Source organism: Plasticicumulans sp. (assembly GCF_035331805.1).
Classification (GTDB): domain Bacteria; phylum Pseudomonadota; class Gammaproteobacteria; order Competibacterales; family Competibacteraceae; genus Plasticicumulans.
Genome location: NZ_DAOLKE010000047.1, coordinates 1 through 16,712 on the forward strand (window position 1 = coordinate 1; position 16,712 = coordinate 16,712).

Sequence of the window (16,712 nt, forward strand, 5' to 3'; positions counted from 1 at the left end):
GAACACGGCTTTCATGGCCTCGCTCACTTCCGCTTGTGTCTTCTTGCTGACGTGGACCAGCACGTTGCGATAGAAATGCACCTTGCAACGTTGCCACTCGGCCTTGAATACCTTGCGTACGGCCGCCTTCAAACCGCTATGCGCGTCGGAGATCACCAACACCACGCCGTGCAAACCGCGCTCTTTCAGGCTTTTCAGAAACTGCGTCCAGCCCTCTTCGCTCTCGGTGGGAATCAGGTCAAAGCCCAACACTTCGCGCCGGTTCGACGGGCCTATCCCGGTGGCGATCACGCAAGCCATCGATTCGACTCGCTCATCGTCGCGCACCTTTTCATACATCGCGTCGATCCACAGGTAGCGAATCTCGCCCAGCGGCCGCTCGCGAAACGCCCGCACCTTCTCGTCCAACGCCGCGCACAACTGGCTCACCTGGCCGGCCGACACCCCGGCGATGCCGAAGCTCTCCAGCACTGTCTCGATCTTGCGCGTGGAAACTCCTTGCACCACCGCTTCCTGAATCACGCTCACCAGCGCCTGCTCGCTCCGCTTCCGGTGTTCGATGAAGCTTGGCACGAAACCGCCTTCGCGCAGCTTGGGAATCCGCAGCTGCATCGTGCCCAGCCGCGTGTCGAAGCGCCGGTCGCGGTACCCGTTCCGGTGCGTGCCGCGTTCTTCGCTGCGCTCATACGGCTCGGCCCCGACCCGGGCGGTCGCCTCCGCTTCGCCGATGAAATTCAGCAACATCTCCGCAGCCTCGCGCGGCCCGGGAGCGGGGACGGCAGTCCGGAATTCGAATTCGGCGGCTGCGCGCACCGGCCGCTGTGCGCCGATCTCGCCGGCAAGCGCATGCAGCCCTACCTGAGCCGCGTGCTGGACCCCGGCGCGGCACCGGCCGGCTGGAGCCGCCACGACGGCGAGGAATTCCTGTACGTGCTCGCCGGGCGCGTGCAAGTGCTGACCGAGTTCTACGCCCCGGCCGAGCTGGGTCCCGGCGAGGGCTGCTATCTCGACAGCCGCATGGGCCACCGCGTCGAGCGCCTCGGCGACGAGGAACCGCGCCTGCTGTGGATCGCCACGCGCCCGCAGGCCGGCGACGCGCCGTGATTCCCGGACGCCGCCGGTCGATGGCCCGTGCCGGAAACAACCCTCATTCCCTGTCCTTCCCGGACGCACCGGAGCCCAGATCGTGACCACTCCCCTTGCCCGTAGCGGTGCGCGCATCCTCGTCGATCAGCTGCTCGCGCTCGGCGCCGATCTCGGTTTCTGCGTGCCCGGCGAGAGCTATCTGCCGGTGCTCGATGCGCTGTACGACGCCCGCGACCACTTCCGGCTGATCACCTGCCGCAACGAAGGCGGCGCCGCGTTCATGGCCGAGGCCGCCGGCAAGCTGACCGGCCGCCCCGGGCTCTGCTTCGTCACGCGCGGGCCCGGTGCCTGCAATGCCGCGATCGGCGTGCACACGGCGCAGCAGGATTCGACGCCGATGCTGCTGTTCATCGGTCAGGTCGGTCGCGCCTTCCGCGGCCGCGAAGCCTTCCAGGAGGTCGACTACCGGCAGATGTACGCGCCGCTCGCGAAGTGGGTGACCGAACTCGACAGCGCCGCGCGCATCCCGGAAATCCTCGGCCGCGCCTGGCACGTCGCCACCAGCGGCCGGCCCGGACCGGTGGTGATCGCGCTGCCCGAGGACGTGCTCGCCGAGACCGCGAGCGTCGCCGATGCCGTGCCGCTGGCGCTGGCCGCGCCGCCCCTCGCCGAAAGCGAGCTGGCCGCGCTCTGCGAAAGGCTCGCCGCCGCCGAGCGGCCGATGCTGATCGTCGGCGGCAGCAACTGGAGCGCCGCCGGACGCGCGGCGCTGCATGCCTTCGCCGAAGGCTGGCAGCTGCCGGTCGCCGCCGGCTTCCGCCGGCAGGACATCTTCGACAACCGCCGCGCGCAGTACGCCGGCGAGCTCGGCACCTCGGTCGCGCCGACGCTGGCGCGGCGCGTGCGCGAGGCCGACCTGCTGCTGGTGCTCGGCTCGCGCCTCGGCGAGATGACGACGAACGGCTACACGCTGGTCGAAGCGCCGCTGCCGCGCCAGACGCTGATCCACGTCCACCCCGATGCGCTGGAGCTGAACCGCGTCTACCGCCCGGCGCTCGCGCTCGCGACGCACCCGGCGCAGGCCGCCGTGCAGCTCGCCGCGCGCCCGGCCCCGGCCGCCCTCCGCTGGGCGGAGTGGACCGCCGCGGCGCGCGCCGAGCACGAGGCCAACCGCCAGCCCGACCCGATGGCCGGGGCGCTCGATCTCGGCGAGGTCATGCGCGTGCTCGATGCCGCGCTGCCGGCCGATGCCATCGTCTGCAACGGCGCCGGCAACTACACCGGCTGGCCGCAGCGCTTTCACTGCTTCTCGCACTATCCGTCGCAGCTCGCCCCGACCAGCGGCGCGATGGGCTACGGCGTGCCGGCCGCGATCGCGGCGGCGGCCGTGCATCCGACGCGCATCGCCGTCGCCTTCGCCGGCGACGGCTGCTTCCAGATGAACGGCCAGGAACTGGCGAGCGCGGTGCAGGCCGGTTTGAAGCCGCTCATCCTCGTCATCGACAACGGCCAGTACGGCACCATCCGCATGCACCAGGAACGCCACTTCCCGGACCGGCGCATCGCCACGGCGCTCTGCAACCCCGACTTCGCTGCCCTCGCCCGCGCCTGCGGCGCCTTCGGCGAGCGCATCGAATGCACCGGCGCCTTCGCGCCGGCCCTCGAACGCGCGCTCGACTGCGATCGCGCGGCCCTGCTGCACCTCATCGTCGATCCCGAACAGATCAGCACGCGCCAGACGCTGACGGCGCTGCGCGCGGCCACGCGCTGAGCGTTCTCCCCTTTCCGCATCGAGTCCTTGCCCATGTCCGACCCCCTGCTCCGCTCCCTCGGCCTCAGCCCCGATGCGCTGCGCGACGGTGACCTGATCGCCCGTTCGCCGATCGACGGCACCGTGCTCGCGCGCGTGCGCAGCCACACGCCCGCCGACATCGACGCGGCGATCGCCCGCGCGCATCTGGCCTTCCACAGATGGCGCACGGTGCCGGCGCCGCGGCGCGGCGAGCTGGTGCGGCTGCTCGGCGAGGAGCTGCGCGCCAACAAGGCCGCGCTCGGCGCGCTGGTGACGCTCGAAACCGGCAAGATCGCCGCCGAGGGCGAGGGCGAAGTGCAGGAGATGATCGACATCTGCGACTTCGCCGTCGGCCTGTCGCGGCAGCTGCACGGCCTGACCATCGCCTCCGAGCGTCCCGGTCACCGGATGATGGAAACCTGGCATCCGCTCGGCGTCACCGGCGTCATCAGCGCCTTCAACTTCCCGGTCGCGGTCTGGGCCTGGAACTTCGCGCTGGCGCTGGTCTGCGGCAATCCGGTGGTCTGGAAGCCGTCCGAGAAGACGCCGCTGAGCGCGCTTGCCTGCCAGGCGCTGTTCCGGCGCGCGCTGCTGCGCTGGGGCGAGGCGCCCGAGGGGCTGTCGGAGCTGCTGATCGGCGCGCGCGCGGCCGGTGAGCAGCTCGCCGACGATGCGCGCGTCGCGCTGGTGTCGGCGACCGGCTCGACGGCGATGGGCCGGGTACTCGGCCCGCGCGTCGCGGCACGCTTCGGGCGCACGCTGCTCGAACTCGGCGGCAACAACGCCGTGATCGTCGCGCCCTCGGCCGATCTCGAACTGGCGCTGCGCGGCATCGTCTTCGGCGCCATCGGCACCGCCGGCCAGCGCTGCACCAGCACGCGCCGGCTGATCGTGCACACGTCGATCCACGATGCGCTGCTCGAACGCCTGCAGGCGGCCTTCGTCAGCGCCCGCGTCGGCGATCCGCGTCAGGCCGGCACGCTGGTCGGGCCGCTGATCGACGAAGCCGCGTTCACGGCCATGCAGAGTGCCCTCGCCGCGGCCGTCGCCGAAGGCGGCCGGCTGGTCTGCGGCGGCGAGCGCGTGCTGAAGGTGCGCATGCCCGAAGCCTTCTACGTGACGCCGGCGCTGGTGACGATGCCGGCGCAGAGCGCGGCCGTGCGCCGCGAGACCTTCGCGCCGATCCTGTACGTGCTGCGCTACCGCACGCTCGACGAGGCGATCGCGCTCAACAACGACGTGCCGCAGGGGCTGTCCTCGGCGATCTTCACGAACGATCTGCGCGAGGCCGGGCAGTTCCTCGGGGCGACCGGCTCGGACTGCGGCATCGCCAACGTCAACCTCGGCACCTCGGGCGCCGAGATCGGCGGTGCCTTCGGCGGCGACAAGGAAACCGGCGGCGGGCGCGAATCCGGCTCCGATGCCTGGAAGTCCTACATGCGCCGCGCGACCAACACCCTCAATGAATCGCGCGAACTGCCGCTGGCGCAGGGCATCCGCTTCGGCAGCTGACGGCAACGGACGGCGGCCCCGGCCGTCGTGCCGCCGCTCATCCCCGCGGGGTCGGGATGAGGGCTGCCGCCGGCCGGCGGAGGAAATCAGACAGGGGAATCAGTCATACGCATCGGAGCCATTGGCCGAGATGCGCGTGCGCCCGCCGGCCGGGCTGTAGCGATAGACCGCCCCCTCGTAGTCATCGACGTAGCCCGAGGGCACGAACACCGAGAACACCGTGAAGCCGGGATCGACCGACTGCAGTTCCTCGGAGGCGACGACGAAGGTGCCGCTGGCCTTGGCGAGCTCGGTGCAGAAGTACGGGCCGTTGTACTCGTCCACCGGGCAGACGTTGCCGAGATCGACGCCCTTGCTGACCTCGCAGGCGATCACCCAGATGTAGCCGATCGACTTGCCGCGCAGGCGCTTGAATTCGTTGAGATCCTTCACGCCGACGCCGCTGCCGATGTGCAGGTAGCCGGGCGAGCCGTGCGTGTTGATGATGATGTTCTTCAGCGCCATCTCCGGCGAGCGGTCGACGGCCGAGACGATCCAGTCGACCAGCGAACTCGCCGGCAGGCTCTTCGGCACCGTCCAGGTCGCCCACATCTGGTACTTGTAACCGGGCACGTTGTGCGAATGCAGCACGAGCGAAGGCTGCTTCATCGAAATCATGACGATCACTCCGCGGTGGCCCGCGCCGGGCAGCGCGGTAAGCGCAATCTAGGTGCGCCGGGGCCGACTTGCGGAAAATCCTGTCAGATCAGGGCCTGCGGGTGTAGGGCGTGTTGCAGCGGTGCGGCAGCGGAGCATCGTGACTGCAGCGGCCGGCACCGCTGCGCCGGGTCTGCGGTTCGCCGGCGGCCGCCGGGGTCCGCCGGGAACGACGAGAGGGCCGCATCCGCCCCGGCGAGCGGCGCGGATGCGGCCCGCCGTTTCGGCTTCAGCGCTTCGGCCGGATCGACTCCAGGCCGCCGAGATAGGGCTTCAGCGCCGCCGGCATCGTCACCGAGCCGTCGGCCTGCTGGTAGTTCTCGAGGATCGCCACCAGCGTGCGTCCGACCGCGAGGCCGGAGCCGTTCAGCGTGTGCAGCAGCTCGGGCTTGCCGGTGGCGGGGTTGCGCCAGCGTGCCTGCATGCGCCGGGCCTGGAAGTCGCCCATGTTCGAGCACGAGGAAATCTCGCGGTACTTGCCCTGCCCCGGCAGCCAGACCTCGATGTCGTGCGTGCGCACGGCGCCGAAGCCCATGTCGCCGGTGCACAGCACGATGACGCGATACGGCAGCTCCAGACGCTGCAGCACGGTCTCGGCGTGCGCGGTCAGGCGTTCGAGCGCGGCGAAGCTGTCGTCGGGGCGCACCAGATGCACGAGTTCGACCTTCTCGAACTGGTGCTGGCGGATCAGGCCGCGCACGTCCTTGCCGTAGGAACCGGCCTCGGAGCGGAAGCACGGCGTGTGCGCGGCGTACTGGCGCGGCAGCGTCGCGGCTTCGAGGATCTCGCCGCGCGCGAGGTTGGTGACCGGCACCTCGGCGGTCGGGATCAGGTAGTACGGGAACTCGCCACTCAGTCTGAAGAGATCCGCCTCGAACTTCGGCAGCTGGCCGGTGCCGCGCAGCGTGTCGGCGTTGACCAGATACGGGACGTAGACCTCGCTGTAGCCGTGCTCGACGGTGTGCAGGTCGAGCATGAACTGGATCAGCGCCCGGTGCAGGCGCGCGAGCGGCCCGTGCAGCACGCTGAAGCGCGCGCCGGTGAGCTTGGCGGCCGACTCGAAATCGAGAAAGCCCGGCAGCAGGTCGGCGTGATCGAGCGGCGTCCAGTCGAACTGCCGCGGCGTGCCCCAGCGGCGCAGCTCGACGTTGTCCTGCTCGTCGCGCCCGTCCGGCACCGAGTCATCGGGCAGGTTCGGGATGCCGGAGTAGATCTCGTCGAGCTCGGCCTGCAGCGCGGCGAGCGCCGTCTCGGCGGCCTTCAGCTCGTCGCCGAGGCTCGCAACCTCGGCGAGCAGCGGCGCGATGTCCTCGCCGGCGCCGCGTGCCTTGCCGATCGCCTTCGAGCGGCTGTTGCGCACGGCCTGCAGCTCCTGCGCGCGCACCTGCGTGGCCTTGCGCTGTTCTTCGAGGCCGCGGATGCGATCGGTGTCGAGCACGTAGCCGCGCCGCGCCAGACGGCGGGCGGTGTCGTCGAGTTCGGAACGGAGCAGCCTGGGGTCGAGCATCGGAATCTCTCCGGAAAACGGGCGAGGCGCGGCGCGGGAGCCGCGAAGGGCGCGGATTATGCGGGCAGCGGCGCGCCGACGATACCGGCAGACCGGCGGCGGGCGGCCTACGCTCGCCGTCTGCGCACCGGCCCCGGTCGCGCAGCTCAGCTCAGCGGGAGGTCGTCATGAACACGCGATTCGAAGTCATCGAGGCCGACATCACGAAGCTCGCGGTCGACGCCATCGTCAACGCTGCGAATGCCTCGCTGCTCGGCGGCGGCGGCGTCGATGGTGCGATCCACCGCGCCGCCGGGCCGCAACTCTACGAGGAGTGCCGCATGCTCGGCGGCTGCCCGACCGGCGAGGCGCGCGTGAGCGCCGGCTACCGGCTGCCGGCGCACTGGGTGATCCACACGGTCGGGCCGGTGTGGCGCGGCGGCACGGAGAACGAGGCGGCGCTGCTCGCGAGCTGCTACCGCGAGAGCCTGCGCCTCGCCGTCGGGATCGGTGCGGCCTCGATCGCGTTTCCGGCGATCAGCTGCGGCATCTACGGCTATCCGCTCGATCAGGCCACCGCGATCGCCGTCGCCAGTGCCCGCGCGCACGCCGAAGCCCATGCGCAGCCGCAGCGCATCGTGTTCTGCTGCTTCGGCAGTGCCGCGTTCGAGACCTACCGCCGGGCGCTGGGCGCAGTGGCGCATTGACACACGGCATCGAATCGGGGGGCGGCGCTGCCTAAGCTGGACCGAATGGCATTGCTGCGATCACGACCCGAGGCGGAGACAAGAACTATGGCTTACACGACCCGCGACATCCGCAACCTCGCCCTGCTCGGCCAGTCCGGCGCCGGCAAGACCTCGCTCGCCGAAGCGCTGCTCGTGGCGGCCGGGCGCATCGCCGTCGCCGGCAGCGTCGAGAAGGGCACGACGGTCTGCGATTCCGATCCGCTGGAAAAGGCCCAGGGCCGCTCGCTCGACGCGGCGCTGGTGTCCTTCGATCGCGACGGCTGCCACGTCAACCTGCTCGACACGCCCGGTGCGCCGGACTTCCTCGGGCAGGCGATCGCCGTGCTGCCGGCGGTCGAGACCGCGGCGATCGTCGTCAACGCCCAGGCCGGCATCGAGCCGGTCACGCAGCGCATGATGGCGCGCGCCGCCGAGCGCGGCCTCTGCCGGCTGATCGTCGTCAACAAGATCGACGCCGACGGCGTCGACCTGCCGGGACTGCTCGCGCAGCTGCAGGAAACCTTCGGCCGCGAGTGCCTGCCGCTGAACCTGCCGGCGCAAGGCGCCGGTGCGGTCGTCGACTGCTTCTTCAACCCGGCCGGCGAGGCCGATTTCCCGTCGGTCGCCGCCGCGCACCAGGCGCTGATCGACCAGGTGGTCGAGGTCGATGAAGCCCTGATGGCGACCTACCTCGAACAGGGCGAGGAACTCGACCCGGCGCAGCTGCACGCGCCCTTCGAACAGGCGCTGCGCGAAGGCCACCTGATCCCGGTCTGCTTCGTGTCGGCGCGCACCGGTGCCGGCATCCCGGAGCTGCTCGACATCCTGACCCGGCTCGCGCCGAACCCGGGCGAAGGCAATCCGCCGGCCTGCCTGCTGCAGCGCGGCGACGAGCCGGCCGTGCCGTACGCGGTCGAGCCCGATCCGGCGAAGCACGTCGTCGCGCACGTGTTCAAGGTGCTGATCGACCCCTTCGTCGGCAAGCTCGCGCTGTTCCGCATCCATCAGGGCACGGTCACGAAGGACAGCCAGCTCTACATCGGCGACGGCCGCAAGCCCTTCAAGGTCGGGCACCTGTTCACGCTGTTCGGACGCGATCACCCGGAAGTCCCGAACGGCATCCCCGGCGACATCCGCGCCGTCGCCAAGATCGACGACATCCACCGCGACGCCATCCTGCACGACTCGCATGACGAGGATTACCTGCACCTCGCGCCGTCGCGCTTCCCGATGCCGGTCGCCGGCATCGCGCTCGCCGCGCGCACGCACAACGACGAGAACCGCCTCGCCGACGTGCTGCACCGGCTGCTCGAAGAAGACCCCTGCCTGACGCTCGAAGCCAACGCCGCGACCCGCGAGACCGTGCTGCGCGGGCTCTCCGACCAGCACCTGCGCTCGACGCTCGACAAGATGCGCGAGCGCTACCGGCTGGAGGTCGACACCCGCCCGCCGCGCATCGCCTACCGCGAGACGCTGCAGGCGCGCGCCGAGGGCCATTACCGCCACAAGAAGCAGACCGGCGGCGCCGGCCAGTTCGGCGAGGTCCACCTGCGCGTCGAGCCGCTCGAACGCGGCGCCGGCTTTGAGTTCGCCTCCGAAGTCGTCGGCGGCGCCATCCCCGGCCAGTTCATCCCGGCGGTCGAGAAGGGCGTGCGCGAGGCCTGCGCGAGCGGCGCGATCGCCGGCTATCCGGTCGTCGACGTGCGCGTCGTCGTCACCGACGGCAAGCATCATCCGGTCGATTCCAAGGAGGTCGCGTTCGCGACCGCCGGGCGCGAGGCCTTCCTCGCGGCGATACGCGAGGCGCGTCCGGTCGTGCTCGAACCGATCGTCGATCTCGACGTGCAGATTCCGCAGGACGCGATGGGCAGCGTCACCGGCGATCTCTCCGGCCGGCGCGGACGCATCCTCGGCACGCGCACGCTCAACGCCGGGCGCGTGGCCGTGGTCGCGCAGGCACCGCTCGCCGAACTCGACGACTATCCGGCGCGGCTGAAGGCGATGACCGGCGGCAGCGGCGGCTACACGCTGGAGCTGGCACGCTACGAGGCCGTGCCGCCGGCCGTGCAGAAGGAACTCATCGCCCAGTACCGGCCGCGTGCCGAGGACGCCTGAGCCCCCGCCGAGCGGCACCTGATCCCCGGGTGCCGCGCTGCGCCGTTGTAACCGGCTGTCACCGCCCGGATACCGCCGCCCCGCCGGAGAGGCGCGGCGGCTGTGCTATCGTGCGCGCGCCCCTGCCCCGACACCTCCGCGCACGGACCCGCCCAGCCCGCTCATGCCCCATACGCATCTGCCCGTCGTGCCCGTCGCGCCGATCCTGAACCTCGATGCCCGGCCGCCGCTCGAGACGCACCCGGTGCCGTCCGTGCTCGATGCCGGCGACGTGCGGCTGCTGACCGCCGGCCGGCTCGGCGAATGCCACGCGCTGCGCCTGCTCGGCATCGGCCCCGGTGATCGCGTGCTGCTGCCGGCCTATCACTGCATCTCGATGCTGTATCCGATCCAGTGGCTCGGTGCCGAGCCGGTGTTCTACCGCCTGCACCCGGACACCTCGATCGATTTCGAGGACATGGCCGCACACCTCGCCGCCGGCGCAAAGGCCGTGATCGCCACGCATTTCTTCGGCTTCGCGCAGGACATCGGCCGCGTGCGCGCGCTCTGCGATGCGCACGATGCAGCGCTGATCGAGGACTGCGCACACGCGTTCTTCGGGCAGTGGCAGGGGCGGCCGCTCGGCAGCTTCGGCGACTACGCGATCGCAAGCCCGGTGAAGTTCTTCCCGGTCTTCGACGGCGGCTGCCTGATCTCGGCCCGCCATTCCCTCGAAGCCGTGCGTCCGCGCACCGGCGATGCCGCCTTCCAGATCAAGGCCGTGCTCGATCCGCTGGAGCGCGCGACGCTGTACGGCCGGCTGTCGCTGCTCGGCAGCCTGCTGTGGCTGAAGAACACGCTGTGGACGGCGCTCAAGCGCCGGCGCGGTCGCACCGACGGCGCCGCGGCGCCGGTCATCGGCCCTTCCTCGTCGGGCGGCGGGGCCGAACTCGCACTCGAATGGCTGGAGACCGGCATGAGCCGGGCCGCGCGCCTTGGCATGCAGCGCGGGCGCCGGGCCTCGGCCCGGATCGCGCAGGCGCGTCGCGCCAACTACCGGCGCCTCGCCGCGGCGCTCAGCGGCCTGCCCGGCTGCCGGCCGCTGCGCCCGGAGCTGCCGGACGAGACCGTGCCCTACGTGCTGCCGCTGCTGGTCGATGCTCCGGCGCAGGTGTTTCCGGCGCTGAAGCAGGCCCGGGTGCCGGTGCTGCGCTGGGAGGACATGCCGGAGGCCGCACTCACCGCCTGCCCGGTCGCCAACCGCTACCGGAGCGCGCTGCTGCAGCTGCCCTGCCACCAGGCGCTGCGCAGCCACGAAATCGACTGGATTGCCGCACAGGTGCGCGCGGCGGTCGCCGCCGCCGGCACCGGAGTACCCGCATGAGCTGGACCTTCCTGCCCGCCGCCACCGGGTTCGCACGCCAGCGTGCTGCCTGGGCGGCGCTGAACGAGGCGGGCCGCCGCAGCCCGCTGCTGGATCCCGACTTCGTCGAACCGCTGCTGGCGCTGCCCGGACACGGCACGCCGGTGCTCGCGATCCGCGGCGAGGCCTCGGCGCCCCAGGCCCTGCTGCTGCTCGAACGCCAGGGGCTCGGCCGCTGGCGCAGCTTCGTGCCGATGCAGATGCCGATCACGCCGCTCGTATGCCAGCCCGGCCTCGATGCCGGCACGCTGATCGGCGAACTGATCACCGCGCTGCCCGCCCTGCTGATGAGCCTCGACCTGCTGCAGCTCGACCCGCAGTTCGATCCGCGGCCCGGGCCGCAGGCGGGCTACCACGAGCTCGACTACATCGAGACCGCCCGCATCACGATCGATGCGCCTTTCGAGAGCTGGTGGGCCGGGCGCAGCAAGAACCTGCGCCAGAACCTCAACAAGCAGCGCAACCGCTTCGAGCGCGAGGGCGTGTGCCTGCGCCTCGAATGCGTCCGCGACCCGGCCGGTGTCGCCGCTGCGATCGCCGATTACGGCCGGCTGGAAAGCGCCGGCTGGAAGTCCGAGGGTGGCACGGCGGTGTCGCCGGACAACGCCCAGGGGCACTTCTACCGCGAAGTGCTCGAACGCTTCTGCCGTCGTGGTCAGGGCCGCATCTACCGCTATTTCTACGACGACCGCCTGGTCACGACCGATCTCTGCATCGAGCACGACGGCACGCTGATCGTGCTGAAGACGACTTACGACGAATCCATCCAGGGCAGCTCTCCGGCGATGCTGATGCGTCAGGCCTATCTGGCCGAGCTGTTCGCCGATCCGGGCCTGCGCACGATCGAGTTCTACGGACGGGCGATGGACTGGCACCGGCGCCTGACCGATGACCTGCGCACGATCTACCACCGCGGCTACATCCGCTGGCCGCAGCTGCGCCGGCTCGTGCACTGGCTGCGCGATGCCCGCCACGGCACGGCCTCGCCCCGGGAGACACTGGAACATGCCGAAACCGAGCGCTGAGCTGCCGGCCCTGCTGCTGGGCATGCTGCTGCTGGCCGGGCCGCTGGCCGGGTTCGCGCAGCAGAACTGCGGCAGCCTGGAAAATGCTTTCGGGCCGTATAATTACAATGACCCGCTGATACGCCAGAGCGGTTACGGCGGCTCCAAAGGCACCATCATCGATCTCGTCGAAGGCGCACATCTGCGTACTTTCGAATCCCTGAGCCGTCCCGACTTCGAGACGATGGGCAGCATCGACTACACGCTGCGCGCGATCCCGAACAATCCGCGCGCGCTGTTCCTGCTGATCCGCCTGCACCGCAAGCTCAACGGCAACCTGCCGAAACCGCCGCGCGTGGTCGGCGACAGCAGCGCGTGGCCGGGGACACCGGAGTGCTACTTCGAGCGTGCGATGCGCTTCGTGCCGCGCGATCCGATCGTGCGCCAGCTGCTCGGCGTCTACCTGCACTGGAACGGCAAGTACCAGCAGGCGCTCGATGCCTACGGGCAGGCCACCGATCTCGGCCTCAAGAGCGCCGAACTCTATTACAACATCGGCCTCGCGCACTTCGAGCTGAAGCAGTACGCCGAAGCCAAGGACAACGCACACAAGGCCTACGACATGGGCTATCCGAGTCCGGGCCTGCGCAACAAGCTCGGCTCGGTCGGCCAGTGGCCGTGAGCGCTGCGCGCTGACGCCGGTCACCGGAAATCTCCCTGCCCCCGACGAATCCGCCGATCCCCATGCATGCATTCCGTGGCTGGCACAGCCTGGACCGCCCCGTCCCCGATGCGGTGCAAGCCGCCCTCCTTCCGCCCGCAGGCAGCGTCGTCGCGCCCGGAACCACGCGGAGCGCGCCCGGCACGGTGCTCTGCGCCGAGCATCCCGGCGCCCTGGCACACGATGAGGCCGGACGCTGCGCGCTGCTCGTTGGACATCCGCAGTGGCGTGACGGCGCTCTGGCCTCCGTGGCCCGCCGCCACGGCGACGCAGCCGCGGCACTCGCCGGCTGGCAACGCTTCGGCAACGGGCTGCCCGAACGGCTCGCCGGTGATTTCTCGCTGGTCATCGTCGATGCGCCGGGCGGCTGCGTGTTCGCCGCCACCGACCGCATCGGCCGCCAGCCGCTCTATCACGCGCATTGCGCCGGCGGGCTGGCGTTTGCATCGAGCGCCGAGGCGCTGGCCCGACTGCCGGGCGTCGATGCCTCGATCCGGCCGCAGGCCGTGCATGCGTACCTGTACTTCCACATGGTGCCGAGCCCGCTGACGATCCACGCCGGCATCGACAAGCTGCCGGGGGCGCACCGGCTGGAGTGGCGCGGGGCGGACTGCGACATCGCCTGCTGGTGGCAGCCGCAGTTTCGCGAGGAGACCGGCGCCGACGCCGGCCGCCTCGGCCGGGAGATGCGCGCGCTGATCGACAACGCCGTCGCCGATCTCGCCGCCGGGCACCGCTGCGGGGCCTTCCTGTCCGGCGGACTCGATTCCTCGACCGTCGCCGGCGTGCTCGCCAGGCTCAAGCCCGCCGATGCCGACACCTTCTCGATCGGCTTCGACGTGCCGGGCTACGACGAGACCGGCTTCGCGCGCATCGCCGCCGGACGCTTCGGCACACGCCAGCACGTGTACTACGTCAGCGCCGACGACGTGCTCGCCGCCGTGCAGGACATCTCGGCGCACTACGACGAACCCTTCGGCAACTCCTCGGCGATCCCGGCCTATTACTGCGCGCGGCTCGCCCGCGAGGCCGGCGTCGAGCGGCTGCTCGCCGGCGATGGCGGCGATGAGCTCTTCGCCGGCAACGAGCGCTACCTGAAGCAGAAGGTGTTCGAGCACTGGCTGCGGCTGCCGCCGGCGCTGCGCGAGCCGCTCGGGGCCGGCCTGAAGGCGCTGCCGGCGATCGGCGCCCTCGGCAAGGCCGCCAGCTACGTGCGCCAGGCCGAAACGCCGCTGCCCGAGCGGCTGGAAACCTACAACTTCCTGCACCGCATCCCGGCGGCGACGATGTTCGAGCCGGACTTCCTGCAGGCCGTCGACACCGGCTGGCCGCTCGGCTGGCTGCGCAGACTCTGGACGCAGGCCGGCGAGGCCAGCGCCCTGAACCGGATGATGTATCTCGACTGGCAGCGCACGCTCGCCGACAACGACCTGCGCAAGGTCGAGCGCACCTGCGCGCTCGCCGGCGTCGACGTGGTCTATCCGCTGCTCGATGACCGGCTGATCGAGTTCTCGTGCCGGGTGCCGTCGGCGCTGAAGCTGCCGGGCTCGCGGCTGCGCGACTTCTACAAGCAGGCGATGCGCGGCTTCCTGCCCGAGGAGATCCTGAACAAGTCCAAGCACGGCTTCGGGCTGCCGTTCGGCATCTGGATGCGCAGCCACGCCGGCCTGCGCGCGCTCGCCGGCGACAGCCTGCAGAAGCTCGCGCGCCGCGGCTGGCTGCGCCCGGGCTTCATCGACGAGGCGCTCGGCCTGCACGGCAGCGGCCACGCCGCCTATTACGGCGAGCTGGTGTGGGTGCTGATGATGCTGGAGCTGTGGCTGGACACCCACGTCTGAGCGCGGCATCCCGCGCGCGCCCGGTGCAGGCCGGGCCGCGCGGGGATTGCGGCTTCAGGCCGCCAGATGCAGCCGGCGGCTGTTGCGCAGCATGCGCAGCTGGAAGCGGGACTCGGAGCGGTCCCAGGGCGTGAAGCGCGCGAGCTGATAGGGATCGGTGGCGGCAACCGAGACGCCGTGGCTGGTGACCACGGCGCAGTCGAAGCCGAGTTCGCGCACCATCGCCACGTGCTCGGGGCCGTAGTCGGCGCCGGGCTTGCCGTTCGGATACGCGAAGCTCCTGACCGGGGCATCGATGAGGGCTTCGAGTCCGGCGCGGCCCCCGGCGATCTCGGCGCGCGCCACCGCGGCCGGCGTGCGCGTCAGGATCGGATGGCTGACCGTGTGGCCGCCGATCTCCATGCCGGCAGCGTGCAGCGCGCGCAGCTGCGCGTGCGTCATCATCAGGTCGTCGGGCAGGTCGCGCACGCGCGCGGCCAGCCGCCCGACCACCGCCTGACGCGCGGCCGGCTCCAGATACTTGACGGCGCCGATCAGTGCGTGCGCAGCCGCGATCCGGGACGCCGCACCGGCGCCGATCGCGAGCGGCGCGTCGAGCCCCGGCACCTCATCGGGCGACAGCGTGCCTTCCGGCAGCCGGCGCACGACCTCGAACACGGTGTCGTTGAACATGCGCCCGCCTTCGAGGAAGCCGGTCGACACGAAGAAGGTCGCCGGCACGCCGCTCTGCTGCAGAAGCGGCAGCGCGATCGCGGCGTTGTCGGCGTAGCCGTCGTCGAAGGTCACGCACACGGCCCGCGCCGGCAGGCTGCCCTCGCGCAGGCGGCGCACGGCTTCGAGCAGCGGCAGCGGCCGGAACTGGCGGGCCAGCAGGTGCATGTGCCGGCGAAACAGCGCGGCATCGGGGATGTCGGGCTGCAGCGGGTCATGGGTGGCGAGCACGCGGTGGTAGATCAGGATGCTCAGCCGCGCCCGCCCGCCGCCGGGCAGGCAGGCACCGAGCAGCGTGCGCAGCGGCGCGTCCCGCAGCAGCGTGACCGGGCTCATCGCGGATTCCCCGGCCTCGCCAGCCGCTCCTCGCGCGCCGGGGGCGCCGGCCGGCCGGTCAGGGTCTTGCGCACGAACAGCTCCGGATGTTCAGCCTCGTAGCGCCGCGCCATGACGTGACCGAGCATGACGATGGTCACCAGATTCCAGTACAGGTCGAAGTAGGCGAGGCTGTAGAAGCTGCCGCCGACCAGGAACACGATCAGGCTGACCTGCACCATCGCCAGCATCTGCGAGAGCCAGGTCAGCTCCGGGGCGGCGCGGCAGATCTTCAGCGCCCTCGACACGCTGACCAGCGAGCCGACCGCAATGGCCACGAACAGGATCAGACCCGGCCAGCCGTGGTCGCCGAGCACACCGAAGTAGATGCTGTGGGCCGCATGCACGTCACTCGGCACATCCGCGTATTTTGCGAAGTTCTCCGGCGTCCACGGCACGAAGCCGCCACCGGTCAGGCGGTTGCTGGCCAGCCGGAAGGCCATGCCCCAGGCGTTGATGCGCCCCATCGCCGAGGCGTCCTGGTCATAGGTCTCGATCGTGCCCATGCGCTCGTGCCACGAAGACGGTGCGAACAGGTACAGCACCGGCAGCAGCACGAGCAGGCCGAGGCCGAGCCCGATCTTGTGCGGGCTGCGCAGCCACAGGAAGGCTGCGGCGGTCAGGCCGGCGATCATGCTGCCGCGCGAACTGGTGCCGATCACCGCGAACGCCGTCATCAGCATGGTCAGCGCCAGCGCGTGGCGGACCCACTTGCTGGCGCTCTGCTGGCGCAGGTAATACATCAGCGGCATCGTCGTCAGCATCGCCAGACCGATCTCGTTGTTGTCGGCGATGAACGAGCCCGGCGGCCCCCAGACCTTGGAGCCGCCGCCGCCGAGGATCGTGAAGATGCCGCCCTTGAGGCCGAAGAAGCCGATCGAGATCACGATCACCCACAGCAGCATGTTCAGCCGCTCGCGCGTGCCCATGATCATCATCATGAAGGCGTTGACGAGCTGGATCTTCAGCACCTTGTCGAGCTGCTCGGCGGAGGTGCTGAAGTCCTGCGCGAACACCGTCGTGATGCACATCCAGACCACGAACGCCAGCCACACCGACACCAGCCAGTGTCCGGGCAGCTTCTTCGGTTCCTTCGAGAACAGCAGGCTCGGGATCAGCACTGCCGCGGTCATGAACGCCCACGGCATCGAGTACGCGAAGCCGTAGCTCAGGCGGTGCGGATTCATGTAGCCGATCCAGCACCACAGCAGGATGCCGATCACCGGCTCGCGCACCGTGCGGATCA

The 16,712-nt window shown here is 70.6% G+C and carries 14 protein-coding genes; 9 read left to right on the forward strand and 5 right to left on the reverse strand.

Annotated elements, in window-relative coordinates:
• On the reverse strand, positions 1–909 hold a 909-nt coding region (locus tag PKE44_RS05575; protein WP_324548869.1), incomplete at its 3' end, for an IS256 family transposase.
• Between PKE44_RS05575 and PKE44_RS05580 the strand changes: the two genes are divergently transcribed.
• The 3 genes from PKE44_RS05580 (at position 847) to PKE44_RS05590 (ending at position 4,390) form a co-directional block, all read left to right on the forward strand.
• Positions 847–1,104, forward strand: coding sequence for a cupin domain-containing protein (locus tag PKE44_RS05580; protein WP_324548871.1), 258 nt, complete (start codon positions 847–849; stop codon positions 1,102–1,104). The genes PKE44_RS05575 and PKE44_RS05580 overlap by 63 nt on opposite strands.
• An 82-nt stretch (positions 1,105–1,186) precedes the next feature.
• On the forward strand, positions 1,187–2,857 hold the full coding sequence (locus PKE44_RS05585; RefSeq protein WP_324548873.1) for a thiamine pyrophosphate-binding protein: 1,671 nt from the start codon (positions 1,187–1,189) through the stop codon (positions 2,855–2,857).
• 33 nt (positions 2,858–2,890) lie between these two features.
• The gene (locus tag PKE44_RS05590) at positions 2,891–4,390 is read left to right on the forward strand and encodes an aldehyde dehydrogenase family protein (protein ID WP_324548875.1); all 1,500 of its coding nucleotides are present in this window, start codon (positions 2,891–2,893) and stop codon (positions 4,388–4,390) included.
• Between the two features lie 99 nt (positions 4,391–4,489).
• On the opposite strand, the gene PKE44_RS05595 is transcribed toward PKE44_RS05590, so the two are convergent.
• Complete coding sequence (locus PKE44_RS05595) at positions 4,490–5,047, reverse strand: hypothetical protein (protein ID WP_324548877.1); 558 nt, start codon at positions 5,045–5,047, stop codon at positions 4,490–4,492.
• A gap of 268 nt (positions 5,048–5,315) precedes the next feature.
• A complete protein-coding gene (gene serS / locus PKE44_RS05600) occupies positions 5,316–6,593 on the reverse strand; it encodes a serine--tRNA ligase (protein WP_324548879.1) in 1,278 nt (425 codons plus the stop codon).
• 167 nt (positions 6,594–6,760) lie between these two features.
• Here serS and PKE44_RS05605 point away from each other — a divergent pair, with 167 nt between their 5' ends.
• The 6 genes from PKE44_RS05605 (at position 6,761) to PKE44_RS05630 (ending at position 14,380) form a co-directional block, all read left to right on the forward strand.
• Positions 6,761–7,279, forward strand: coding sequence for an O-acetyl-ADP-ribose deacetylase (locus PKE44_RS05605; protein WP_324548882.1), 519 nt, complete (start codon positions 6,761–6,763; stop codon positions 7,277–7,279).
• An 87-nt stretch (positions 7,280–7,366) separates the two neighbouring features.
• Positions 7,367–9,415 carry an elongation factor G gene (gene fusA / locus PKE44_RS05610; protein WP_324548884.1) on the forward strand — a complete coding sequence of 683 codons (2,049 nt, stop codon included), beginning with the start codon at positions 7,367–7,369 and terminating at the stop codon, positions 9,413–9,415.
• Between the two features lie 163 nt (positions 9,416–9,578).
• Positions 9,579–10,778: a DegT/DnrJ/EryC1/StrS family aminotransferase gene (locus PKE44_RS05615; protein ID WP_324548887.1), complete on the forward strand. Its 1,200-nt coding sequence runs from the start codon at positions 9,579–9,581 to the stop codon at positions 10,776–10,778.
• Positions 10,775–11,842, forward strand: a complete 1,068-nt coding sequence (locus PKE44_RS05620) for a GNAT family N-acetyltransferase (protein ID WP_324548890.1) — start codon at positions 10,775–10,777, stop codon at positions 11,840–11,842. Before PKE44_RS05615 ends, PKE44_RS05620 begins: the two co-directional genes overlap by 4 nt.
• On the forward strand, positions 11,823–12,503 hold the full coding sequence (locus tag PKE44_RS05625; RefSeq protein ID WP_324548892.1) for a tetratricopeptide repeat protein: 681 nt from the start codon (positions 11,823–11,825) through the stop codon (positions 12,501–12,503). The genes PKE44_RS05620 and PKE44_RS05625 overlap by 20 nt, the downstream gene beginning before the upstream one ends.
• 287 nt (positions 12,504–12,790) lie before the next feature.
• Complete coding sequence (locus tag PKE44_RS05630) at positions 12,791–14,380, forward strand: asparagine synthase-related protein (RefSeq protein ID WP_324548894.1); 1,590 nt, start codon at positions 12,791–12,793, stop codon at positions 14,378–14,380.
• A 54-nt stretch (positions 14,381–14,434) separates the two neighbouring features.
• Here the strand turns inward: PKE44_RS05630 and PKE44_RS05635 are convergent, their stop codons facing one another.
• Both PKE44_RS05635 and PKE44_RS05640 read right to left on the reverse strand, forming a co-directional pair.
• Entirely contained in the window at positions 14,435–15,427 is a 993-nt protein-coding gene (locus PKE44_RS05635) for a polysaccharide deacetylase family protein (protein WP_324548897.1), read from the reverse strand.
• A partial coding sequence (locus PKE44_RS05640; protein ID WP_324548899.1) for a putative O-glycosylation ligase, exosortase A system-associated occupies positions 15,424–16,712 on the reverse strand: 1,289 nt, incomplete at its 5' end. The genes PKE44_RS05635 and PKE44_RS05640, both read right to left, overlap by 4 nt.

Coding starts and splice junctions, on each gene's coding strand:
- PKE44_RS05580 (WP_324548871.1), top strand. CDS start 847: ATGCAGCCCTACCTGAGCCGCGTGCTGGACCCCGGCGCGGCACCGGCC.
- PKE44_RS05590 (WP_324548875.1), top strand. CDS start 2,891: ATGTCCGACCCCCTGCTCCGCTCCCTCGGCCTCAGCCCCGATGCGCTG.
- PKE44_RS05595 (WP_324548877.1), bottom strand. CDS start 5,047: ATGATTTCGATGAAGCAGCCTTCGCTCGTGCTGCATTCGCACAACGTG.
- serS (WP_324548879.1), bottom strand. CDS start 6,593: ATGCTCGACCCCAGGCTGCTCCGTTCCGAACTCGACGACACCGCCCGC.
- PKE44_RS05605 (WP_324548882.1), top strand. CDS start 6,761: ATGAACACGCGATTCGAAGTCATCGAGGCCGACATCACGAAGCTCGCG.
- fusA (WP_324548884.1), top strand. CDS start 7,367: ATGGCTTACACGACCCGCGACATCCGCAACCTCGCCCTGCTCGGCCAG.
- PKE44_RS05615 (WP_324548887.1), top strand. CDS start 9,579: ATGCCCCATACGCATCTGCCCGTCGTGCCCGTCGCGCCGATCCTGAAC.
- PKE44_RS05620 (WP_324548890.1), top strand. CDS start 10,775: ATGAGCTGGACCTTCCTGCCCGCCGCCACCGGGTTCGCACGCCAGCGT.
- PKE44_RS05625 (WP_324548892.1), top strand. CDS start 11,823: ATGCCGAAACCGAGCGCTGAGCTGCCGGCCCTGCTGCTGGGCATGCTG.
- PKE44_RS05635 (WP_324548897.1), bottom strand. CDS start 15,427: ATGAGCCCGGTCACGCTGCTGCGGGACGCGCCGCTGCGCACGCTGCTC.